At 46.1% G+C, this 23,561-nt stretch carries 17 protein-coding genes and 1 pseudogene; 13 read left to right on the top strand and 5 right to left on the bottom strand.

The genetic code is table 11. The features are described 5' to 3' along the window. Positions 1-39: 39 nt before the first annotated feature. Together QUA07_RS23045 and QUA07_RS23040 are read right to left on the bottom strand one after the other, a co-directional pair. Positions 40-762, bottom strand: a complete 723-nt coding sequence (locus QUA07_RS23045; RefSeq protein ID WP_333329680.1) for a reverse transcriptase domain-containing protein — start codon at positions 760-762, stop codon at positions 40-42. A 55-nt stretch (positions 763-817) separates the two neighbouring features. Beyond that, positions 818-1,360: pseudogene (locus QUA07_RS23040) on the bottom strand (reverse transcriptase N-terminal domain-containing protein); the annotation flags it as partial. Between the two features lie 477 nt (positions 1,361-1,837). On the opposite strand from QUA07_RS23040, the gene QUA07_RS23035 reads away from it, so the two are divergent. The 3 genes from QUA07_RS23035 to QUA07_RS23025 all read left to right on the top strand — a co-directional run bounded on the left by QUA07_RS23035 (position 1,838) and on the right by QUA07_RS23025 (position 5,262). Continuing rightward, positions 1,838-2,014 (top strand): hypothetical protein, encoded by a 177-nt coding sequence (locus QUA07_RS23035; RefSeq protein WP_333329677.1) that lies wholly within the window; start codon positions 1,838-1,840, stop codon positions 2,012-2,014. A gap of 1,018 nt (positions 2,015-3,032) precedes the next feature. Continuing rightward, positions 3,033-4,538 (top strand): mannitol dehydrogenase family protein, encoded by a 1,506-nt coding sequence (locus tag QUA07_RS23030; RefSeq protein WP_333329673.1) that lies wholly within the window; start codon positions 3,033-3,035, stop codon positions 4,536-4,538. Further along, the gene (locus tag QUA07_RS23025; protein WP_333329670.1) at positions 4,519-5,262 is read left to right on the top strand and encodes an HAD family phosphatase; all 744 of its coding nucleotides are present in this window, start codon (positions 4,519-4,521) and stop codon (positions 5,260-5,262) included. Before QUA07_RS23030 ends, QUA07_RS23025 begins: the two co-directional genes overlap by 20 nt. Before the next feature lie 68 nt (positions 5,263-5,330). Here the strand turns inward: QUA07_RS23025 and QUA07_RS23020 are convergent, their stop codons facing one another. After that, complete coding sequence (locus tag QUA07_RS23020; RefSeq protein WP_333329667.1) at positions 5,331-6,620, bottom strand: NAD(P)/FAD-dependent oxidoreductase; 1,290 nt, start codon at positions 6,618-6,620, stop codon at positions 5,331-5,333. Positions 6,621-6,932: 312 nt separating this feature from the next. Here QUA07_RS23020 and QUA07_RS23015 point away from each other — a divergent pair, with 312 nt between their 5' ends. The 4 genes from QUA07_RS23015 (at position 6,933) to QUA07_RS23000 (ending at position 16,894) form a co-directional block, all read left to right on the top strand. Next, positions 6,933-8,429 carry a mannitol dehydrogenase family protein gene (locus tag QUA07_RS23015; protein WP_333329664.1) on the top strand — a complete coding sequence of 499 codons (1,497 nt, stop codon included), beginning with the start codon at positions 6,933-6,935 and terminating at the stop codon, positions 8,427-8,429. A 115-nt stretch (positions 8,430-8,544) separates the two neighbouring features. After that, complete coding sequence (locus QUA07_RS23010) at positions 8,545-13,728, top strand: PAS domain S-box protein (protein WP_333329662.1); 5,184 nt, start codon at positions 8,545-8,547, stop codon at positions 13,726-13,728. A 21-nt stretch (positions 13,729-13,749) separates the two neighbouring features. Continuing rightward, on the top strand, positions 13,750-15,192 hold the full coding sequence (gene xylB / locus QUA07_RS23005; RefSeq protein WP_333329659.1) for a xylulokinase: 1,443 nt from the start codon (positions 13,750-13,752) through the stop codon (positions 15,190-15,192). A 121-nt stretch (positions 15,193-15,313) separates the two neighbouring features. Beyond that, positions 15,314-16,894, top strand: coding sequence for a glycosyltransferase (locus QUA07_RS23000; protein WP_333329657.1), 1,581 nt, complete (start codon positions 15,314-15,316; stop codon positions 16,892-16,894). A gap of 458 nt (positions 16,895-17,352) precedes the next feature. Here QUA07_RS23000 and QUA07_RS22995 read toward each other — a convergent pair whose 3' ends face one another. Then, on the bottom strand, positions 17,353-18,171 hold the full coding sequence (locus QUA07_RS22995; RefSeq protein ID WP_333329654.1) for an FkbM family methyltransferase: 819 nt from the start codon (positions 18,169-18,171) through the stop codon (positions 17,353-17,355). A gap of 285 nt (positions 18,172-18,456) precedes the next feature. Further along, positions 18,457-18,963, bottom strand: coding sequence for a hypothetical protein (locus QUA07_RS22990; protein ID WP_333211658.1), 507 nt, complete (start codon positions 18,961-18,963; stop codon positions 18,457-18,459). Positions 18,964-19,100: 137 nt separating this feature from the next. Here QUA07_RS22990 and QUA07_RS22985 point away from each other — a divergent pair, with 137 nt between their 5' ends. From QUA07_RS22985 to QUA07_RS22960, 6 genes are all read left to right on the top strand, one after another. Then, positions 19,101-19,343 (top strand): hypothetical protein, encoded by a 243-nt coding sequence (locus QUA07_RS22985; protein ID WP_333052315.1) that lies wholly within the window; start codon positions 19,101-19,103, stop codon positions 19,341-19,343. A 303-nt stretch (positions 19,344-19,646) separates the two neighbouring features. Next, positions 19,647-20,729: an ATP-dependent 6-phosphofructokinase gene (locus QUA07_RS22980; RefSeq protein ID WP_333329651.1), complete on the top strand. Its 1,083-nt coding sequence runs from the start codon at positions 19,647-19,649 to the stop codon at positions 20,727-20,729. Between the two features lie 94 nt (positions 20,730-20,823). Then, the gene (locus QUA07_RS22975) at positions 20,824-21,000 is read left to right on the top strand and encodes a hypothetical protein (RefSeq protein ID WP_333329649.1); all 177 of its coding nucleotides are present in this window, start codon (positions 20,824-20,826) and stop codon (positions 20,998-21,000) included. Positions 21,001-21,004: 4 nt separating this feature from the next. Further along, positions 21,005-21,427, top strand: a complete 423-nt coding sequence (locus QUA07_RS22970; protein WP_333329646.1) for a thioesterase family protein — start codon at positions 21,005-21,007, stop codon at positions 21,425-21,427. Positions 21,428-21,677: 250 nt separating this feature from the next. Beyond that, on the top strand, positions 21,678-23,126 hold the full coding sequence (locus tag QUA07_RS22965; RefSeq protein WP_333329644.1) for a slr1306 family protein: 1,449 nt from the start codon (positions 21,678-21,680) through the stop codon (positions 23,124-23,126). A 22-nt stretch (positions 23,127-23,148) separates the two neighbouring features. Then, positions 23,149-23,499, top strand: coding sequence for a hypothetical protein (locus QUA07_RS22960; protein ID WP_333329641.1), 351 nt, complete (start codon positions 23,149-23,151; stop codon positions 23,497-23,499). The last annotated feature ends 62 nt before the right edge of the window (positions 23,500-23,561 follow it).

The following is a 23,561-nucleotide window of genomic DNA, read 5'->3' as shown; positions in this document are numbered from 1 at the left end:
TGCTTTCATTAGGTTTGATTACACAATGATATTTCATTATTATTGATTGTACCTCATAACAGCGGGAACCGCTGTATCTCCGTCGTAGGGTGATTTCTCTCCTTGGACGTTGACAAATTTGTTTTCGGAGTAAGGAACCGCCGGGAACGCCTTTTCTACCAGTTTCCTGGCAGTATAGCGGTTCTGTTTCGCCTCCTTTTTAAATACCTTGAAGGCTCTATTGTTGAGGAACCACAGCGAAAACCGTGACCCATCTAACTTACAGTAGCGATGGTAATTTCTCCAGCCTCTAACCACAGGGGCTAATTTCTCAGCCTTGTCCGTAGCGCCATAATTCGAGTTGTTGACGATGTGTTTTACCTTCTGACGGAATGCTTTAAAATTGTCCGCTGATGGAACGCATCTAAATTTCCCGTTGTTTTGCACTTTGAAATGCCAACCGAGGAAGTCAAATCCATCTGTCGTAGCCGTTAGCTTGGTTTTCTTTTCACTAACCTTCATGCCTCGTTCTGCCAGAAATTCGCTGACTTTATCAAGTATTGCCTTCGCATCATCTTTAGGTTTCAGAATTATTACCATGTCGTCCGCGTAACGGACTGATTGATGTATTTCCTCAATCCCATTGAGAGCGATATTGGCTAATAATGGACTTACCACGCCCCCTTGCGGGGTTCCTTGTTCTGGAAATTCTGGATTGACTCCTGATTTTAGACAGCGGAATATTCCGGTCTTGATGCCTCTTGGGGCGATGAGTCGTTCCATTATGCTCGCGCGTGCTTATCCTGTCGAAGCATTTTTCGATATCGAGCTCGATAACTCGTTTTTCTATTCCGTTGCAACAAGAGCGTAGATTATTAAATAGGATTTTTTGCGCGTCATGCGCCGACCTTCCTGTTCTAAATCCATAACTCCTAGCGTGGAAAGTTGCTTCGTGCGCTGGCTCTAGCGCGTATTTTGCGAGGCATTGCCACGCTCTATCGGCGATAGTCGGTATCTTAAGGAGGCGGGTACTCCCATCCTTTTTAGGGATTGGTATTGAACGTAACTTCTGATGTTTCCAGTTGTTACTTTTGTTTCTGAGTTCTTCACTCAAAACAAGCCTTTCCTCAAATGTGAGTGAGGCTTTTCCATCTATTCCCGCAGTCTTTTTACCAGCGTTTAGTTGAGTTACTTGACGTATCGCCAGCATTCTTGCAGCCCGAGATTTCAGAATTAGCTTTTGAAGGGACTTCGCTTTTTGCTTGTCTCCAACCTGAATCGCTTTGAACACTCGTTTTTGTAGGCGAAATAAATTACGGCGGAATTTCTTCCACGGTAACGTCTTCCAAGATTCACTAACATTTCTGTTGTGTCTAATCATGCTCTGCTCTAACTTATGTTTTCTGAACACCTCAGACCAATTACGGTCTGTCCTACCCGAACTAAGGGAGTTCCGCTGCTCGTCTAGCCTACTTGGAGTTCGACTTCCCCTTGACCCTCAGCTCGTTTTTCTTCGTTCCCTCGGTTAGATTGATTGTTCCTTTAGGTGGAGCCATTTTAACTACTGGATTCCCTGGACTCTTGCCGATATTATTTCGATATTCGGCGGGAATAATTTCCAGTGGAGTCGGGTGGTTGGTCTGTGTCCCGCTCCGGAGTAAGTTACTTTTCTAGGCTCTGTTTTCACCATCGGAACTCCCCATTAACGCCAGTGTCACCCCACATTGGATGTCTGATTGCGTCCTGTTCCCAGCTTCACTCTCCAAGAATCAAGCTTGGTCGGTGTGGGCAGATAGGGAGTCATACCTGAGTCTGGTAGAAGGGGCTTGCACCCTTATCAGACCGAGAGTTCAGCCTTGTGGCTGGAAACGCTATGTACGGACTGATTACCGTGATTCACGTTTCAACGAATCGCACCGAAATACTCCGTCAGTTTCTCGATGCGATAATTAAACACTTTGTACCCGTGTTTGAAGTACAGTTCCACATTCCCTCGGTGTTCCCACAATCCCAGCAAGTTGATGGCAACCTCTGAGTAATGGACTCTCACATCCCGCTGCACTTCGGCTATCCGTTCCTCAATTAGTCGAGTCGTAATTCCAATTTTAGAGAATGAGTGAAGAAACTTTAAAAATTTATAGACAGACTGAAACGGCCTTGCAATGCTGTATCAGCCATCCGCTACAGACAGGACTTTTCCACGCAAGCGTTGTTTTTTGGACGCTTGCTACACCAACGCCAAACTCTAACTTAACTGCTTCTAGCCAAATATACACTTGATTGTGGTTATAAGTCCCTCTAAAGAATTATGTGTATATTCTCCTGAAGACAGATGATAGCAGCGACCTAGGCAAATAACATACAAAGTGTACAGAGTTATTAGGTAATCTAAAGGCATAATTTAAAAGCAGTCTATTTGCGCCTTGTAGGAAAGACATTCGACTTACCCACTTGTCCAAGCTAAACAAAGTGGCAGTATGTGGCGTATTCTTGTGCCTTACTTCAGGTTAATGACTACTTGATCTTTGATACTTAATTAATTAAGTGTACCTGATTTCTTCTGTCTCTGTTCTACCTGTGAGACCCTAACTACCCTGTTGTTTTAACTCCCTATAAAAAATTGTTTGTAGATTCTCCTGAAGACGGAGGATAGCAGCGACCCAGGGAAATAACATCAAAGTCTACAGAGTTATTGGGGAAGCTCAAGCCAGAATTAAAAGCACTCTATTTGCGCCTTCTTATAGGACATACATTCGGCTTACGCACTTGCCAAAGTTGAACAAAGTTGCAGTAGGTCGCCTACTCTTGTGCCTTACTTCAGGTTAATGACCAATTGAGCTTTGATTATTATTAATTAGGTTTACCTGATTTTTTCTTTCTCTGCTCTATCTGTCACACCCTAATTACCATGTGGTAATACGCTTCTTTGTAGATGGCACAAAGGATACCAGAAATTTTCGCAGTTTGAGACATTTGTGTTGCTTGTAGGTCATCGGGTATACCCAGACTGACCAATTTTCATTTTACCTTATCACACTTATTTAAGAAGTCTCATGGTTAACTTACTCAGACCGCCCAGTGTTTCTTCAAGTTCTCGCTTCGGTACTGTAACTGGTTTGTGGAGGCAACAGTCTCTTTACGACAGGAGGGCGCTTAAGACTGGTATCGTCCATTTCGGGCCAGGTCGTTTTTTTAGGGGGCATCTTGCCTACATAATACATAACTATCTTGCACAGAAGAATTCCCAAGAGCAGAGATGGGGGATTTGTGGGGTTAGCCTCAAGAGTCAACAGACCATTACTAGGTTGAAACCGCAGAGATTCCTTTACAGTTTGACCAAACACTCTAGTTGCGCTCAAAATCGTGAGGAAGCGGAAGTTATAGGTTCTATCAGGGAAATAGTTAATGGTAGAGACAAGTGCGAGTATGTGCTTGAAAAGATGGCGTCTCCCTCTGTGCATCTGGTGACTCTTACTATTACTCAAGGAGGCTACCATCTAGACAAGAATTTTAATCTCGACACAACGAATGAAGACATCGCGCACGATTTGCAAAATCATTCCACTCCAACTACTGCAATTGGCTTTATCGTAGAGGCGCTGCGGCGACGACGTGATCGCTGCATGACTCCGTTCACCACCCTTTCTTGCGACAACCTCCCAAGAAACGGGGATATCCTGCAAAAAGCAGTGCTAGCTTACGCTGAAGAGATCGATCCTCAGCTTGCAGAATACATCAGGGATAACGCCACGTTCCCTAATTCGGTTGTAGACAGGATTGTGCCTCAAGAACAGGAATCCGACTATAACTACCCCAGCCGACTGTTGCAAGTTCGCGATCGCGCACCCATTGTAACCGAACCATTTTGGCAGTTTGTCGTGGAAGACAAATTCGCAGGCGATCGCCCCAAGTGGGAAGATACGGGGGTGATTATGACTAGCGACATCACTCCCTTCCTCTATATGAAGTCGAGATTCTTGAATGCAGTACACTCCTTCATAGCCTGTTTAGCTGTAAGAGCAGGTATAGAATATATGCACGAGGCGATCGCGCTACCGGAATTCCAGTTGTTTACTCGGCTTCTCATGGACGATATCGCAGCAGCAACACCAGTGCCTCGCCAGATGTGTGAACAATATATGGAGCAAGTTTTAGTAAGGCTCAGTAACGAAGATCTTCCCGATACTACGGAGAGAATCTCTTCAGAAACCTGTAGGAAAGTAGGCAAGTATATATTTCCGATACTTCAGGATGCTTATAGCCGAAAAGTCAGCATGAAGCGTATTATACTTCCTGTTGCGGCGTGGCTTCTTGCAGTCAGAGAAGAGGCGTGCGAGTCTGGTCAGCCCTATTATGCCAAGGATACCCAAAGCACAATTACAGCGATTCAAGAAGGCGCACTAATTAGCGGGATTCTGGGATTGGAGAATTGCGAACAGACAGAGCTCGTAGATAATGAATGCCTCCAAGCTTTGCGAGATCTCCAGACCCAAGGACTATTGACTACGCTGAAAAATTACAGTGAGGGAGGTCTTTTAAATGAAACAGCTTCAGCATGATAAGGTGGTGCTTTTCGATCATGACGGAACTGTTGTTGACAGTGAAACCATAGCACTTAAGAGCGCATGGAGGCTGACAAATGAAGTTGCTAGTGAGTTCCCTGGCGCTCAACACTATGAGCTTGAGGACTTTGTTAAAAGCTTCGCCGGGAAACCCTACAGGGAAATACTCAAACAGCTCTACCCAGACTCATTAACCAGTCTTAATGAGCGGGATATTGACAGGCTAGTGGCTGAAGAAGAAAAGAGAGCGATTGAACGGCTTACTGTAGAGGCAAAAGCGACAGAAGGAACGCCCCAAGTGCTGTCTTCCCTGCGCGACGACGGATTTGAATATGCGCTAGTAAGTAACAGCAGCTTACAGCGGCTGAGTGCTTGCCTTTGTGCTGCTGCCCTGACCGACTATTTCCCAAGCGAGCAGGTATTTAGCGCTCACGACTCTCTCCCGGTTCCGCGTCCCAAGCCACTTCCTGACATCTACCTATATGCAGTGAAATGTCTGGACGCAGAAGTTTCCGATTGCGTGGCAATTGAAGATTCTATCAGTGGGATAAGGGCTGCCGTTGCCGCGGGAATTGGGCAGATTATCGGTTATGTAGGGGGAACTCATATCAGCGAGGATGAACGAAGCAGCCGTGCAGATGCTCTTGAGTCGGCTGGTGCCCACCAAGTTATCGAGCGGATGCACGATCTTATCGGGCTATTATCAGCAATCCCAGTGTAAGGACAGGGGGCATCAGGCGATCGCTTGATGCCCTTAGTTACAATGGTGAAAAATGGCGTTGCTGAATATCAAGAATTCTGGGCCATCGAACGCTTCACCTTATGAATCCAACCTTGGCTCAGACTCAGCACCTGCGAATAAGACAAGTCCGTATCTAACACCAAATCAAACACAGACGGCTTAACTAAACGGGGAAACAATCGATGAAATAGCCTTCCTATCGTCAACCGCAAGAAAAACTCAACCACCAACCACTTCGTGCGAGGAAACGAATAATTTGATAACTCTTCCAAGGCATGGGCATCCGGGACTCGCTGCTCTGAAAACTGCGGCAAAACCTTCCCCCAATCATCCCCATACTGGTCCAACAATTGTCCCAAAATCAGCACATCTTCTAACGAAGAATTACACCCCTGCCCAATCGAGGGAGACACCGCATGAGCAGCATCGCCAATCAGCAACACACTATCGCCCTCATGAAAGCGATCGCAGCGTACCGTTAGCACCTTTGCCACTGGACGCTTCAACAACGCTTCCGCTTCTTCCCACGACATCAACTGACCAAACAGCGGGAAATTTTCCTCAAAAAATGCCTTGACTTCTTCTTTCGTGGATAATCCTTCTAGGGGATTAGTCTGTGCATCAAAAATAATCACGCCACTCAACTGATCTCCTGGCTGAGGTACCATCAGCATCCGGGTTTGATTATTCAAATTCCAGGCATGGATTTTATTCGGTTCTAACTCCACTCCTGTACTCGGATTGAGCCGACTTAAAAACACCGATTTATAGGCATCTGGAACATAGCTTTGGGAAGACGCCAAGCCTGCATTCTCGACTAAATACTCTCGAATTTGCGATCGCGCCCCATCGGCACCCACCAGTAGATCGTAGTGAACGGTAAAGCTATCTCCTTCTGAAGGTTTCAACATCACGGTTTTAGCCGTTCCATCCACAGCCGTACATTCACAGTTGAAATGTACTTTAACCTGATTCGGACTAGAGGTTTCGGTTAATTGCTTCAACAGAATCGTCACGAGGCGATTGCGATCGATTGTGAGAACCGGATTTTCGCGAGGAACCGATCGGGATTTGCCCTTTTTCCGATAAATAATTGTCCCGTGACAGAACACACTTTGAGCGGCGATCGCCTCCTCTAACCCAGCAATGGCTCGAATGGCTTTTCTGCCCCGTTCCTGAAGCGAGAGCGGAAATGTGCGGTTTCCAGAAACATCAGTCAACCGAGGATCGGGACGACGTTCATAGATATCAATATGGTAGTTGCCCCGACGCAATAAATAATGTGCCAGTAGCAGTCCAGCCGGACCAGATCCAATGATCACAACGTTTTGAACCATAGGGGTTTACCGAATACGATGAGTTGATGTACCGAACTTTATTATGCTTCCCGGCAGAGCCCCGACTTCTGAATCACATTGATTCAGGGCAATCAGGGTTTCACCAAAGAAGTGGGGGTCTGGGTTGTCTTTTCATCTGCCATCGGCAACCCCTGAAAAGTTAGATATTCTCAAGAATAGCTTGGGCGACAACTTCATCGGCGATCGGTTTTGCGATCGACTTGCCATGCAGATTCGCCAAAATAGACTCCACCTTTTTCAACCATCCTGCAATACTGATAATCAGCCGTCATCACAAGGTCATACATTAAGATGAACAGCAATACCAGCACAGACTCAACAATCAAGCTGAATCAAGCATCCCTATCTCGTTTACCTGGAAACGTGCGCGTACCCAATTACGATCGCCATCCAATTACTAATGGAATTTTGCATATTGGAGTTGGTGGATTTCATCGATCGCACCAAGCGCTCTATCTCGATGATTATTTCCATCAGAATCCTGGTAGTGATTGGGGAATCTGTGGTGTTGGATTGCTTGACAATGAATATGACAGGCGTATGCGGGATGCGCTTCTGTCCCAAGATTGTTTGTATACCTTAGTTGAGCGATCGCTAGAAGGAGATCGCGCTCGAATCATTGGTTCAATCACTCGATACCTGTTTGCACCAGACAATCGTCAAGCAGTTATTGAAGCATTAGCAGATCCCAAATGCCGAATTGTTACTCTAACAATCACAGAAAGCGGCTACTACTACATTGAAGGAAGTGGCAATTTCGATGTAAACCACCCGACGATGCAGCACGATTTGCAACATCCTGAGCAACCAATTGGGACATACGGTTTTTTGACAGCCGCACTCGAAAAGCGGCGTAAACAGGGGTTGGCACCCTTTACAGTCTTGTCCTGCGACAATATCCAGGGCAACGGCAACATGGTGCGGAAAATGCTAACGACATTTGCCCAAATGCGCGATCCAGATTTAGGAAGTTGGATTGCTGAACACGTTGCGTTTCCCAACTGCATGGTCGATCGCATTACTCCGCTGACAACCCCAGCAGATATCAAAATGGTAGCCCAACAGTTTGGTATTGATGATGCGTTTCCCTGCGTCGCGGAGCCTTTCATTCAGTGGGTAATCGAAGATACCTTTTGTGCAGGCAGACCGGATTGGGAATCCGTTGGCGTACAGATGACTAAGGATGTTCATCCCTATGAAATGATGAAAATTCGGCTTCTCAATGCCAGCCATATGCTGATTGGCTATCTCGGCTCTCTGGCAGGTTATACCTACGTTTATGAAGTCATGGCCGATCCCTTGTTTCAGCAAGCAGTCGCTAACCTGATGGATGAGGTGACACCAACGCTCCAACCTGTTCCTGGGATCGATTTAGACGATTATAAAAAAACTTTAATTGAACGGTTTTCCAATCCCAAAATTCGCGATCAGCTTCCGCGCCTTTGCCTGAATGGATCGGCCAAAATTCCTAAGTTTGTTTTGGGATCGATGCGCGATAAATTACAACTTGAAGGTGCGATCGATTACCTAAGTTTGACGATCGCTGCTTGGTGTCACTATCTCAATGGTTACGACGACCAAAACCGTCCTATCGTCATTGATGACCCTTTAGCTGATATCCTCACTCAACAAGCCCGCTCAGGTAAAACAGATCCCACTCCATTTCTCAGCATATTTGAGATTTTTGGAGATTTAGTACAGTCGCCACGTTTCGTCGAGACTGTTGCTGACCAGTTGCGTAGTTTGCATGAGTTTGGTGCTAAAGGAACACTAGGCCGATTGTCGTAAGTACCATCTGCATTCGTATTGCCTCTGGCCAAAGCATCTATCTTAAGGTGGATTCTCCTGAGTGAGTAACTCAGGTTCAATAGAGAAGACCGTGTATGTATACGGATGAATCTTAATGAAGCGCGACGCCACAGGCAAGTTTCTTAGCAATTGGAACTCGGAGACGAAAGAACGAGTGAGCGTATCTCTCACTAATACAGCATGGCGATCGCTCGATAAAGAGGCTCACAGGCGAGGAATTTCTCGCTCTGAAGTCATTGAACGCTTTGCCCGCACTCTTGAAGGCGAACAGTTGTTCCCTGCCCAAGAAACTGAGGGCAAGGTAGCAACGATTCTGGAAAGCATTACGGATGCTTTTGTCGCCTTCGATCGCGACTGGCGCTACACCTACGTGAATGGGGCGGCGGCTCAAATCCTGCACAAAACACCAGAATATCTACTAGGAAAGCACGTTTGGAATGAGGTTTTTCCTGAGCTGGTTGGTGCAATTCCCTATCGAGAACTCCATCGGGCAATGACGGAACAGGTTCCTGTTTCCTGGGAAGAATTTGGGGAATCTGTCCAGCGTTGGATAGAGGCGAAGGCGTATCCCTCGACTGCAGGAGTAGCAGTTTATTTTCGCGATATTACAGAACGCAAGCAAGCAGAGGCAGAACGAGAACGGTTATTGCACGAGCTGGAAATCGAACGCGGCCGATTTGAAGCCGTTTTGCGACAGATGCCTGCGGGTGTAATAATTGCCGATGCGGCATCCGGTAAGTTAGTTCTAGCGAACGAACAAACCAAGCAAGTTGTTGGGTATGACTATGAACAGTCGCTTGAGATTGAGGAATATGCACCCATTGCTCCATTTAAAGCCTTTTTTGGCTCAGAGGGTCAGCTCTATGCCCCTCATGAGTATCCCCTGGCGCGATCGCTAAAAACCGGTGAGGTCGTTACCAACGAAGAGATGGAAATTCATCGAGATGATGGTAGCCGCGTCTTCATTAACATCAACTCAGCACCAATTTTAGATAGTCAGGGAGAGATTGTTGCAGCCGTTGTTATCTTCCAAGATGTGACGGATTACAAACAGGTTGAACAGGCATTACGAGAGAGCGAAGAACGCTTGCGATTGGCATTAACGGCGGCTCAGATGGTGGTCTGGGATATGGATTTGCCGACCAATCAGGTAGTGTGTTCTGCTAATGCTCTAGACGTTTGGGGTTTTCATGAAGGCACAGGAGAAGACTTTTTTGCACTCATTCATGCAGACGATCGACCACAGGTGCTCCAAGCGACGGTAGGGGCAATGGCTGGGGAACAGCCCTACGCACCGGAGTATCGGGTAATTTGTCCAGACGGCGTTGTGCGCTGGCTCAACAGTCAGGGACAAGTCTATCGGGATGAGACGGGGCAAGGAGTTCGCATGATTGGCGTTTCGGTTGATATTACAGAACGCAAACAGATCGAAGCAGAACGCGATCGTCTTTTAAAACGAGAACAATCTGCCCGACTCGAAGCCGAAACCGAACGCAAGCGGTTGCATGACATCCTGATGCAATTGCCTGCCATGATTGCCATTGTTAAAGGTGCCGATCTTGTGTATGAATTTGCCAATCCCACCTACCTGCAAGCGACTGGGCGCACTCCCGACCTGATCGGGAAATCAATACGGGATGTTTTCCCAGAGATAGAGGGGCAAATTTACTTTGAAGCGTTTGAACAGGTTTACCGGACGGGAGAAACATTTATTCGGGAGGAGTCACCTACTTACTGGGATCGGAACGGCGATGGGGTGTTGGAAGAAGCATTTTTCCACTGCATCTTTACAGCTTGGCGGGATGCTGAGGGAACCATTCAGGGTGTGTTGATTTATAACATTGAAGTGACAGCCCAGGTGCGGGCAAGGCAACAAATTGAACAACTGCTCAAGAACCTCCAGCAGAAAGAAGAAATTCAGCAATTCCTAATCGAATTGAATGATGCGATTCGTGCCATTCAAGACTCGAAGGAAATTATGTGGCGAGTGGTTAGCTCCGCAGGGCAATATTTCCAAGTCACTCGCTGTACCTACGGTGAAATTGATTCTACTCAGGAATATGTGATTGTCGATCGCGATTATTGCAATGGTGTAATCAGCATAGTGGGTAGACATCGCATGGATTCGTTTGGCCCTGAACTCATTGCTGAATTAAAGCAAGGCAGAACAATCGTCGTGGACGATGTTGATACCGATCCTCGGACTGCCGGATCGGGAGCTGCTACCTTTAACGCAATTCAAACCAAATCTCTCCTATGTGTTCCATTGGTGAAAGATGGGAAATTTGTCGCATTGTTGGTGTTGCACCATGTCTCTGGTCGCCACTGGACGAAGGAAGATGTGGTGCTGATGGAGCGAATTGCTGAAAAAACCTGGCTAGCCGTGGAGCGCTCGCGGGCAGAAGAGGAATTGCGAGAAAGTGAAGCTCACCTGCAACTCGCTCTGAAGGTTGGACGCATGGGAACCTGGGACTGGGATATGCAGACCAAAGCAAGGCATTGGTCAGAAGGGCACTTCATGGTACTCGGTCTGCAACCTAATGAGTGCGAACCCAGCTATGAGGTTTGGGCAAGTCGGGTTCATCCTGATGACTTAGCAGAAGCTAATGTGAAACTTCAGCTAGCTATAGCTGAAAAGAAAGAGTATCACCATGAACATCGCCTGCGTTGGCCAGATGGCTCCATTCACTGGGTTGAAGCGAGAGGACAGTTTACTTATGATTCTCAGGGAAATCCCAAGCACTCGATCGGCGTCGTCATCGATATCACACAACGCAAGCAAGCAGAAGAGGCGTTGCGTCAAGCTCTACAAAAGCTCAACTTCCATGTTGAAAACTCTCCAATGGCAGTCGTTGAATGGAATCGAGACTTTCAAGTCACTCGCTGGTCTGCTAGTGCAGAGCGCATTTTGGGCTGGAAAGCCGAAGAAATTCTGGGCAAATCTTTAACAGAGATACCTTTTGTCTTTGAGGAAGACCTGGAAACGGTGACAGAAGTCTGCCAACGGCTGGTCTATGGTGAAGAAGCCCATATTTTTTCATACAACCGCAATTACACCAAAGATCGCAACATTGTGCACTGCGAGTGGTATAACTCCAGTCTCAGGGACGAATCGGGACGGATGATTTCGGTGTTATCGCTGGTGCTGGATGTGACGGAGCGCAAGTATGCCGAACAAGAACGAGAACAACTGTTAGAGCGCGAACGTATTTCCCGTTCTCAGGCAGAAGCCGCACAGCGCCAACTGGCAAATATTTTTGACACGTCTCCGATTGGACTTGGCCTGTTAGATGAAAAGCAGCGATTTATTTCCATCAACGAAGCCTTGGCAGAAATTAATGGATTAACCCGCGAGCAACACTTAGGACATTCCATTTCAGAACTTTTTGGTCAATTCGATCCCCAAGTAGTTAAAGTCTTTCATCAGATATACACCACAGGAAATCCCTTCACTTCACCCAACTTTGCGGTGAATGTTCCCGGACGCAGCGATCGCCGTCCCGGTTACTACAACGTTTACTATCTTCCGACTGTTAACTCAAATGCTCAGGTTGAAGGGGTTTTAGTTTATGTAGTCGATGTGACTGAGCGCGTCAGGTTAGAGCTTGCCCAACGCTTTCTCTCTGAGGCAAGTACGGTGCTGGCATCCTCACTCGATTATCAAACGACTCTAGAGCGAGTCGCACAGCTTACAGTGCCGGAATTAGCGGACTGGTGTACGGTTCACATGATAGAAGAGGATGGTTCGATCGAGCAGATTGCAGTGGCTCACATCGACCCTGCCAAACTGGATTGGGCATATCAGATTAGAGACAAGTATCCTATGAATCCGGATGACCCTCGCGGTGCTGCATACACCTTGCGAACTGGGCAATCTGATTTTGTGCCGGATATTCCCGATGAACTGCTGGTACAGGCAGCGCGTGATTCAAAGCATTTGGAAATACTGCGGCAGGTTGGATTCAAATCGGTAATGACGGTGCCACTACGAACTCAGGCACGAATTCTAGGGGCCATTTCCTTTATCTCAGCCGAATCTGGACGACGGTATACCTCAGCAGATTTGCAACTGGCAGAGGAATTGGCGCGTCGTGCTTCCTTGGCGATCGACAATGCTCAGTTATATCGGTTAGCTCAACGCGATCGCGCAAAAGCAGAAGCGGCTAACCGGATTAAAGACGAATTTTTAGCAGTATTGTCCCACGAGTTGCGATCGCCCCTCAATCCGATTCTGGGCTGGACAAAATTGCTACGAACAGGGCGACTAGATACCACAAAAACCCAGCAAGCGCTGGAAACGATCGAACGCAACGCCAAGCTGCAAGCCCAATTAATTGAGGACTTGTTGGATGTCTCGCGCATTCTGCAAGGAAAAATGACGTTAAACGTCGCTCCTGTGAATCTAGCGGCAATGATTGAGGCTGCACGGGAAACGGTACGACTAGCAGCCGAAGCCAAACACATTCAAATCCAGACTACATTTAATCCTATTTCAGGAACGGTTTCAGGCGATAGCAATCGCCTCCAACAAGTAGTCTGGAACCTCCTCTCCAATGCTGTGAAGTTCACCCCAACCGGAGGACGCATCGACGTGCAACTAGAGCAGGTTGGTATGTACGCTCAGATTCAAGTCAAAGATACTGGAAAAGGCATCAAACGAGAGTTCTTACCCCATGTGTTTGACTACTTCCGTCAAGAAGATGGCACCATAACCCGACAATTCGGCGGATTGGGATTGGGACTAGCGCTCGTCCGTCATTTTACCGAACTGCATGGAGGAACCGTTCAAGCAGACAGCTTAGGACAGAACTTAGGGGCTACATTTACCATCCGGCTACCGTTAAACATCGTAGAGCCGGAACCCTATTCTGATGACAGGCATCCAGAAAGTGCGGCAGACTTAGCAGGTATTCAGGTCTTGGTTGTGGACGACGATGCAGATATGCGGGAGTTGGCAGCATTCACCCTGATGCAATCTGGCGCACAAGTTGCCACAGCAGCTTCGGGGGCACAGGCGTTGACCCTTCTGAATCAATCTCTCCCCGATGTACTCTTATGTGACATTGGGATGCCAGAGATGGATGGTTATGCCCTAATTCGGCAAATTAGAAAGTGGTCACCCCAACAGGGAGGCACGATTCCTGCGATCGCACTTACTGCCTATGCTGGAGAGATCAATCAGCAGCAAGCCTTAGCTGCCGGATTTCAGATACATATCTCCAAGCCTGTTGAACCCGATGAATTGGTAAAAGCGATCGCCCGTTTGCTAAGACACTGAATGATTTGAGGATTAGCTATCATGCTGCTGGGTATAGATTTAGGAACAGGCTCTGCTAAGGCATTGCTCCTAGCGATAGACGGAACCACTATAGGTGAAGCATCAACATCCTATCCTGTTCATGCACCCCAACCTGGATGGGCTGAGTCGGAGCCAGAAGATTGGTGGTTAGCTGTTGCCTCGGCTGTTAGGAAGGCAGTGGGAAATCACGCTGACCAAGTACAGGCGATCGCACTTTCAGGACAAATGCACGGCGTTGTCCTAGCTTCGGAGTCGGGTCAGCCTCTGCGCCCTGCTATCCTTTGGGCGGATACTCGCTCTAGTGCCACGCTTAACACTTATCATTCGCTCGATGCTGCTATTCGAGAGCGATTGGGCAACCCGATTACGGCTGGAATGGCGGGCCCCACTTTGTTGTGGCTACGAGAACACGAGGCTACTGTCTACACCGAAGCGCGTTGGGCACTTCAGCCAAAAGATTGGCTGCGGTTACGGATGACTGGAGAAGTTGCAACAGAACCATCTGATGCTAGCGGTACTTTGCTTTACGATGTTGTGTCGGACAACTGGGCAGAGGATGCCATCTCAGGGCTGAATCTACGTAGTGATTGGTTACCAAAAATTATCCCCTCAAGTGCGATCTCCGGCTACCTAACAACTATTGCTTCAGAGCATCTCGGCTTACCTGTTGGCTTACCCGTTATTGCTGGTGCTGCGGATACCGCTGCGGCGGCGCTTGGTAACGGACTACTAGAGCCTGGATTGGTTCAACTAACCATCGGCACAGGCGCTCAAATCATTACACCTCGATCGCAACCAATTATCGATCGTCATGGTCGTACCCATCTCTATCGATCGGCCCTACCTAACCAGTGGTACACCCTTGCTGCAATGCAAAATGCGGGGTTAGCGCTGGAGTGGGTGCGAGGTATCCTCGGTTTGAGCTGGCAGGAAGTCTATACTAAAGCGTTTTCTGTTCCCCCAGGATGTGAAGGATTGACATTTTTGCCATACCTCACAGGTGAGCGAACTCCACACCTCGACCCCTATGTACGTGGCGCATGGGTGGGGCTTGGACTTCATCACACACAGGCGCACCTGATGAGGGCAGCTTTAGAGGGAGTTGCTTTTGCCTTACGACAAGGTTTTGAGGCCCTTGAAGCAACAGGTTTTAAAGCGACAGAACTGCGTTTAGCAGGCGGTGGAACAGCAGAAATGCCATGGAAACAATTACTGACCGATGTATTGAGAATACCCCTCTATTCAACTACAGTTGCTGCGGCTTCTGGACGTGGTGCTGCTCTACTGGCGGGTATCGGAATTGGCGTATACGCAGATGCTAATGACACCATCAAACTGGCAACCACACCAATGCTTGCTGCCACTCCCCAATCAGTTGATCCAATCCTAGAAGAGGCTTGGTTTCGATATCAATCTCTTTATCCACGGCTTAAAAAAATGTGATATGAGTTATGTCTAAAGGAGGAGGTACTAGAACCTATCCACAATTTACTCTTAAGCTAAGACTGTTTAACATCAGTCAAATAAAATAACTAAGTTTAGTACAAAAAGAGGTAGATATTACATGAATATATTAGCTGGCATTAAGCTACCAAAATCAGCCGAGGCCGCGGATGTATATATACGGTGTAATGAATCTGCATCTATAAACTATCAGGAAAATGACAAAAAAGTTGTTTTATATCGGGGTGGTGTTGTCTCCTCAAATTCTTATTTTAATTCGTTTTACGAGAGATATTATACTCAATATACAACTCTTAGCTCTATCTACTATGTACTGAAACTTGAAGGCGATTTTAAAGTTTCTGTTTACCGAGAATTTGATGGACAAAAAAACAAAGAAATAATTTCTGAAGAGAGCTTTGAGAAATGTCAATTCTCGGAGCCGGTAAAAATCTCACCAATAAATCTCTTTCAAGGCAAAAAAGCGGGCAGAATATATTTTGAAATAACTTGTTCTAGTGAACGGGGCGAATTTAAAGGGGCATGGATAGCAACTGATGAAAGTAAAACTAGAGAAGTATCATTGGGGATTGTAATTTGCACCTTTAAAAAAGAGGACTTCATACAAAATACATTAACTGCAATTTTTCAAGATGAATTGCTAGAAACCAAGGACTTTAAAGTATTCGTTGTTGATAATGGTAGAACTTTAGATGAAGCTGATTTCGGAAAGCCAAAACTGAGGCTAGTTCCTAATATAAATGCGGGTGGAAGCGGTGGCTTTACCAGAGGGTTAGTCGAAGCTTTAGGGGAAGAAAAATATTCTCACTTTTTGCTTATGGATGATGATATAGAGTTAGAAAGTGAATGTATTTATAAATTATTTCCTTTGTATGAATACGCCAATTCGGATTTTGCTGTAGCGGGTGGACTGCTAAATTTACAGAAAAAGCATATGTTGTATGAAGCAGGAGCATCGTACAACGCCTATTCTAAAACTAGAGGATTTGGGCCTGGGGCATTAATTGCTTTAAATTATAATATCGATTTACGAGATTCTAATTCTCTCAACAGGTTGCTCAAGGAAGAAGATGTAGACTATGGCGGATTTTGGTTTTTCTCTTTTTCTAAGGAACTTGTTGAACAAACTAAATTACCGCTGCCTTTATTTATCAAAATAGATGATGTGGAGTTTGGTTTAAGAATAAAAGAGTTGGGGAATAACATTGTAGCTTTTCCATCAATGGCGGTGTGGCATCAACCAGCGGCGGCCAAGAATGTAAATTGGGAAAATTATTATTATATCCGCAATGATTTAATAGCTTATTCCATCCATTATTCTCCAGAATATATGGCGGCAGTTGAGCATTTGACAAAAGTAATACTTCAGGCTTTAGCAAAATTTGATTATAATCATGTAGAGATGGTTGTAAAAGCTTTTGAAGACTATCTAAAAGGCCCAGATTTTATCAAAAACTCTGACCCAGAAAGCTTTCACATGAGCATTGTAAAGCTTAGTAAAAGCTATAATAACCAAAATGAGGTAGATAAATTAGCTGGTACTAACCTTTTGACTAGGTGGTTTAAAGTTGCTGCTGAAGGTATTAATGAATGGTCATCCTTAAGTGAAAAATGGAAAAGTGCTTCCAAGGAGATGACATCTACTATATTTTGGCAGCAATACCTTGGGCTCAAGAAATAGAATTGCCCGCTTCCACTGGTTGATGGTTGACAGCTTAGGCCGCCAGCAACTCAACGATTCACAATAAAAGCGCCTTGGGATTAATTGTGGTAGTTGACACTCCGCCGTCACAGCGTAGGGCTGTTTCGGGGCAACCACGGGGGGTTTGCCCCTAGGGAAAATCAGGCTTTTGTAGGGGCGGTGCCAAGAGTGCCCGCCCTCACCCACAGATGATGTCATGGGCATTTCAGGCATCGGGGCAACCACGGGGGGTTTGCCCCTACAAGAAAATGAAACCGCCCTGCCGCATTAGGGCATTCCCACTTTCTGATATGCAGTGAAAGCCAATTGACAGCAGATTGCCAGTTTAGAGACGGCAATAGCAGCATTTAGAAAACCAGTTTTTTAGATGTTGAGGATTAATTAAATAAGCGTGCCAAGTGCTACCCGGATTTGGTACCAGATGGAAGCAACTTGAGTTAAATGATGACACAATCTTCGCCCAAAACAGCTTGAGTGACCTGTGGTTCCTGCTCTACTGGGTCGCTGTAATGAGTGTCGATGTATTGGATGAAACTTTGCCGATAAGCTTTGAGATGCGAGTTAAGTGCTTCGATATCCTGCTCTCCGGTGGCGAAACCCTTCTCTCTTCTGAAGTGACCGGATTCCTTCACAAAAGCCATGTCAACTTGCCACAAAGCCTTATCAATCGGACGATATGACAAATCAACAATATCGTAAGCTGCGAATCCTTGGGACTTCATAAAACTCATGACATCATACATCTGACCGAACAAAGTAACTTCTACAATTACATATTCAGTCTGCTGCAAAATCTCAGTTGCTCCTGCTAAAACATCTAATTCCTTTCCGTCTACATCAACTTTAATTAAATACGGCCCTGGCAAATTTCTTTCCCTGCATATTCCATCCAGGGTAATTGCTGGTATGTTTCTCAAATAAGGATTGCTGCTGTCAGTAACGCGATTTTCAGAAATTGAAGAATGCAACATAGAGGGACTGACGTTAAGCGTGAAAACTCCAGCTTCTTTGGTCGCTGCCGCAATAATGTATTCTGCACTTTTGAGCTTGCGGCAAATTTTGGCTAGATAAGGTTCATTTTCGGCGATGGGTTCAATTAGCAAATGTCGCGCATCGGGGAAAGTTTCGTAAAGGTTAAAAGTTCCCAAGGCGGCACCGACATCAATCACAGTTCTTGGTTGGAAACCTAACTTTTTAGCCAGCAGCAAGCTGCCTGACATCGAGTTTCTGAGAATTCCTGTTTGTTGTTGGCTCACAATTTTTTCCCGATTTCAATGTGGATAAAATTAATATTATATCCTGCCGCCGAGTTATTGTATGTCCGAATAAAGAAACGAAGCAATCGCAAACCTCGGCGATTGCTTCCCTTCGGATCGCAATGACAGAAATAGGTTTCAACTCAGATGTGGCACTCTTGTCAATAAGCTTTTTATGAACAGGCTTTTCGGCCTGTTCCACAAAGAGTGAATTTTCTTGTGGAACAGGCCGAAAAGCCTGTTCTTGAGAATAGTACAAGATGTGAGTTTCCACCCAACTTGCTATTATTTCGCGGATTTCTGCGCCTTGTTTTCCGGTTCTACAGATTGCAAAGCTTCGTCGAGAATTGCCCGTGCTTCTTCGGCTTTACTTCTAGCTTCTCGATAGCGGACATTAGCTTGAGCAAAGTTTTTGAGAACCTTGAAACCATCTTTCAAACGACCAATTTCCTCGGCACTCACAGCCTCATCTGTAAACAAAATGTCGATCGCCGCCCGGATTTTGAGTGCTTCTTCGCGGGATTCCATGACTTTCAATTTGAGACTTGCCAAATTGCTCAAAATCTGGACGGCTTCAGTAATCGCATCCTCGCCGTCAGACGCAGCATCTTCGATATCTTTAACTTCAACAAACTGCTTGGGCCCAAATCCCTCCACGAGTTCCGTAGGCAGCTTGCCCTCATCCATGAGATCCATCAGCCGATCCATCGCTTCTTCCCGGGCTTTGGCTGAATCTTTCCCCTTGACAGTTAAAATAATTTCGGGGCTTTGAGGAAGTGTATAGCGAACCATATTTTGACAGCCTGTGCGCGAAAACAATTGAATGATATTTTATCTTTATTCGATCGCCAGTTGCAGCTATCGATCCGCTCCATTACCAACCGCTTGCCCAAACTTGGCACATATACACTCAAAAGGAACCCTCGACAATGAAAGATAAATTTCTTAACTTTCTCAACTTGATTTTAGTAGCTGATGTGTTTTTCGTCTTTGCCATTTTTGGGTGGTTTGTGATCGCAGTAGCAGGTCGATCGACCGGGGTGAATCTCGGTTTTGATTTGTGGTACAGTCTCTGGCAGCCCGTATTTAATCCCGCCCTGGGAATTCTTATGGGCGGTGCTATTCTCAGCGGTATAATTAACCAAGTTTCTAAACGCCTCAATCCCAAGTAAAATTGATGTTTTGTTGGAGACGGTGATTGGCGATGCTACGATTGTTGGCGATCGAACTTGTGGGATGCGTCAGAGATGAGGCACTCCATTAGGTCGATGAAGCTGGAAAATACATAAGTAGTGAAAAGCTCCCTGAATGAGCGAGCTCTTATGAAAGCCATCACAAAAGTTATGATAGCTTTACATTCTGTTACAGAGTAAGGTTTATTTTCGCCTACATATTTACGTCGAAAATCAGGATTGGACGATCGGGATCTAAAAATATCAACTCATGTTCTGAAGAACAAAAGTCGGGTCTTAATTATGGGAGAACAAAAATGTATCGGTATCCTCACTAGCGGGGGTGACTGTGCAGGCTTAAACGCAGTTATTCGAGCCGTTGTCTACCGCGCAACGGGAACTTACAATTGGAAAGTCATGGGGATTCGTCAAGCCACCAACGGATTGATGAGTCGTCCCCCTCAAGCAATTCCGTTGGATATTGAGAAAGTAGACTCGTGGCTCACCATTGGCGGTACGATGCTAGGCACGACAAATAAGGGCGACCCTTTTGCTTTCCCAATGCCTGACGGCACTCTACGCGATCGTTCTGAGGACATTATCGAAGGCTATCACCAACTAGGTCTGGATGCCTTAATTGGCATTGGTGGCGATGGCAGTCTTGCCATTCTCAGGAAGATTGCTCAACAAGGTAATTTGAATTTAGTTGCTATTCCTAAAACTATTGATAATGATGTTGGCATTACCGAGCGTTCCATCGGTTTTGATACTGCTGTCAATATTGCCACTGAAGCACTCGATCGCTTGCATTTTACTGCGGCAAGTCACAGTCGTGTCATGATTGTTGAAGTCATGGGACGCGACGCTGGACATATTGCGATCAGTGCCGGAATTTCGGGAGGAGCTGATATAATTCTGATTCCAGAAATCCCTTACACAATTTCCAAAATCTGTGCCCAAATCCAAGAACGCCAAGACCGGGGAAAAAACTACTGTTTAATTATAGTAGCGGAGGCAGTTCGCACTGAAGAAGGCGAGTTAGTAATGCACACAAATCGCTTAAGTCAAAGTCGATTAGGCGGAATAGGTCAGTATTTAGCTGATACAATTTCTGAGTGCAGCGGTGCAGAAACTCGCGTCACTGTTTTGGGACATATTCAACGCGGAGGAACTCCTTCATCGTTAGAAAGATTAGTTGCTTCTGCTTTTGGCATCGCAGCAGTTGATTTAATTGCCGAAGAGAAATACGACTGCATGGTATCTTGGCAAAAGCGGGAAGTTGTGAGCGTTCCTCTGGAAGATGCGATCGCCAAATACAGACCTGTAGACTTCGATGGTACTCTGGTTAAAACGGCTCGCGGTTTAGGGATTTGTCTGGGGGACTAAACAATTACCCGTCCGATTTCTCAAAGGTTTAGTTGGGGACGCACTCAGAACCACGAAACCGGGTTTTTCAACGGAGAATGAGGGTTTTAAGCCAGTGTATTGTCGTAAAAAAACCAAGCTGATGACCGTCCGTGCTTCCAGGACTAAGATTAACTTGGAAGCAGTGACGTTTCAACTATTTAGTGTAACTTGCAATCAGTTCCGAGCTAGTATCGACCCAGAGTGCGATCGCACTCGGAACTACAAAATACCGCAACAAGTGGAAAGGTGAGAAATTGACACCATTTACTACACAAATTAGAGTACGCCATTACGAAATGGACGCCCTCGGTCATGTCAATAATGCTGTCTACCAGCATTATTTAGAACACGCTGCAATCGAACATTTAGAACACTTGGGATTTACCCTCGATCGCTACCGGGAACTGGGCGGCGTCTTTGTAATGCGGCGGATAGAGATTGACTATTTGCGATCGGCCGCTGCGGGCGATCGATTGGAGATATCCACTTGGATCGAACAAATGCGCGGCCCGCGGGCTGTTCGCCGCTACGAAATTCGCTTAGCTGGAAGTGACGAAATCTTGTTAAAAGCAGAGGCGCTTTGGGTGTTGGTTGAAGTTACCACCATGCGCCCGCGAGCAATTCCCAAACAAATAATTGATATTTTTGAATCACAATCTCAAGCATTACCAACCTAGAGAAAAAATCAACTATTATATTTGCAAAATCCTGTAAAAATCTATTGGTTTGTAGTGAGGACTTCAGTCCCCTATTCCCCGTTTGTAGAAGTGCAAAAAGTTGATTGTTGCCGGGGCCGCAAATCCCGATCGCAAAAAGTCGGCTCGCCCGCCTGCCAGTTTGGATGCCACAGAGGTACGATGGAATAGAGGGAGGGAGGCCAAGCCCGGTAAGGTTAAGCTTGGCGACAATACCCACAGGAAGGGAAAAATGACACTTAACTTGCGGCGACCGATTTTGATAGGCGGAATAGGACTTTCAGCAGCGCTGTGGCTGCTGGAAACTCTACAGCATTCGGGTTCAGAAATGGGCGAAACGGCACTCATCGGCTTGGCGGCTGCCGGTGCGGGGTATTGGTGGTGGAAGCAACAATCCCCCAAACTGGAACTCGCACTCCCCCAACCCTTGGCCAACAGGGAAGCAGCCGAAAAAGCGATCGCGACTTCCGAAGCGGCAATTAAATTGCTGGCTTCAGAAGCTCCAAACTCTGCTGATCCTGCTAATCTAACAGCACAGCTCGATCGGCTCAGAGCCGAATTAGATAGACAAGATTTACGGATTACCGTAACAGGCGGCAAAGCTGTCGGCAAAACTGCCTTAATTCAAGTTTTAAATTCTAATTGGGTCTCTCAACACTCGCAAAAGCTTAGTTTACAAGAAACAGCAGCGCTGTTTGCTAATACAAATGCCGATGCCAAAATCAACGGTGATTTAGTGCTGTTTGTGACAGCGGGCGACATCACAGATTCCGAATTTAAAACATTATCTCAGCTAGCTTCTGCAGGTCAGCGCGTGCTGCTAGTCTGGAACAAACAAGACCAATATTTGCCAGAACAGCAGTCGCAGGTTTTGCACTCTTTGCAGCAGAAAATGCAAGGAATATTGGGAACAGAAGAGATAATTGCGATCGCAGCTTCTCCCAATTCTATTAAAGTGCGCCAGCACCAAGCGGACGGCACATTTAAAGAACGCATCGAAAATCAAGTCTCTCAACTCGACGGGCTGACGGAAAGATTGACTAAAATCTTAACTGAAGAACGGCAACAGTTGGTCTGGGCGAGTGCAGTGCGCGAGGCTGCAAGTATCAAGCTAGAGGCGAAAACCTTATTAAATGCAGTCAGGCGCGATCGGGCAATTCCCATTATCGAACAATATCAGTACATCGCCGCCGCCGCCGTCTTTACTAACCCGGTTCCAGCGTTAGACTTGCTAGCAACAACCGCCATCAGCACCCAACTTGTAATCGACCTCGGCGCCATCTACCAGCAAAAGTTTTCCTTAGACCAAGCTAAGACAGTAGCGGCAACTTTGGCAAGTCAAATGTTTAAATTGGGGTTGGTAGAAATGTCTACCCAAACTATTACTGGGCTGCTGAAAAGCAATGCTGTCACCTACGTAGCCGGAGGCGCAGTGCAGGGAATTAGTGCAGCATATTTTACCAGAATAGCTGGACTAAGTTTAATTGAATATTTCCAAAGTCGAGAAGGGGAAAATGCTGCAATAGGCCTTTTAAATATCGACCAGTTGACTAAAACTTTGCAAGCAGTATTTACGCAAAATCAGCAAGTTTCCTTCTTGCAATCTTTCGTCAACCAAGTGGCGAGTCGCCTTTCATCTCAGGTATCTGGGCCCGAAACCGTTAAGTCGGCGGTCAATTAAGTAAAATAAAGGAACAGGCAAGATGCCTGTTCCACAAGACAGTTTTTTTGTTGTGGAAGAACAGGCAAGATGCCTGTTGCACAAGACAGTTTTTTTGTTGTGGAAGAACAGGCAAGATGCCTGTGCCACAAAATTTTTTTGTTGTGGAAGAACAGGCAAGATGCCTGTGCCACAAAAAATTTTTTGTTATTGTGGAACGGGCATCTTGCCCGTTATTGTGGAAGAACAGGCAAGATGCCTGTGCCACAAAAAATTTTTGTTATTGTGGAAGAACAGGCAAGATGCCTGTGTCACAAAAAATTTTTTGTTATTGTGGAACGGGCATCTTGCCCGTTCAATATTTTTTGGAAAACTCAAAACTAAAAAATTATAAATTTATGAAAAATTGTATTAAAATAAGAAATAGGATTTATAATTCGACGATCAATTATACCT

It is taken from the genome of Microcoleus sp. T3_A4 (genome assembly GCF_036700465.1).
In the GTDB taxonomy this organism is placed as follows: Bacteria; Cyanobacteriota; Cyanobacteriia; order Cyanobacteriales; family Microcoleaceae; genus Microcoleus.
This window is presented reverse-complemented; position numbering and strand designations above follow the sequence as displayed.

Coding starts and splice junctions, on each gene's coding strand:
- QUA07_RS23045 (WP_333329680.1), bottom strand. CDS start 762: ATGGAACGACTCATCGCCCCAAGAGGCATCAAGACCGGAATATTCCGC.
- QUA07_RS23030 (WP_333329673.1), top strand. CDS start 3,033: ATGGTTAACTTACTCAGACCGCCCAGTGTTTCTTCAAGTTCTCGCTTC.
- QUA07_RS23025 (WP_333329670.1), top strand. CDS start 4,519: ATGAAACAGCTTCAGCATGATAAGGTGGTGCTTTTCGATCATGACGGA.
- QUA07_RS23020 (WP_333329667.1), bottom strand. CDS start 6,620: ATGGTTCAAAACGTTGTGATCATTGGATCTGGTCCGGCTGGACTGCTA.
- QUA07_RS23015 (WP_333329664.1), top strand. CDS start 6,933: ATGAACAGCAATACCAGCACAGACTCAACAATCAAGCTGAATCAAGCA.
- QUA07_RS23010 (WP_333329662.1), top strand. CDS start 8,545: ATGAAGCGCGACGCCACAGGCAAGTTTCTTAGCAATTGGAACTCGGAG.
- xylB (WP_333329659.1), top strand. CDS start 13,750: ATGCTGCTGGGTATAGATTTAGGAACAGGCTCTGCTAAGGCATTGCTC.
- QUA07_RS23000 (WP_333329657.1), top strand. CDS start 15,314: ATGAATATATTAGCTGGCATTAAGCTACCAAAATCAGCCGAGGCCGCG.
- QUA07_RS22990 (WP_333211658.1), bottom strand. CDS start 18,963: ATGGTTCGCTATACACTTCCTCAAAGCCCCGAAATTATTTTAACTGTC.
- QUA07_RS22985 (WP_333052315.1), top strand. CDS start 19,101: ATGAAAGATAAATTTCTTAACTTTCTCAACTTGATTTTAGTAGCTGAT.
- QUA07_RS22980 (WP_333329651.1), top strand. CDS start 19,647: ATGGGAGAACAAAAATGTATCGGTATCCTCACTAGCGGGGGTGACTGT.
- QUA07_RS22965 (WP_333329644.1), top strand. CDS start 21,678: ATGACACTTAACTTGCGGCGACCGATTTTGATAGGCGGAATAGGACTT.
- QUA07_RS22960 (WP_333329641.1), top strand. CDS start 23,149: ATGCCTGTTCCACAAGACAGTTTTTTTGTTGTGGAAGAACAGGCAAGA.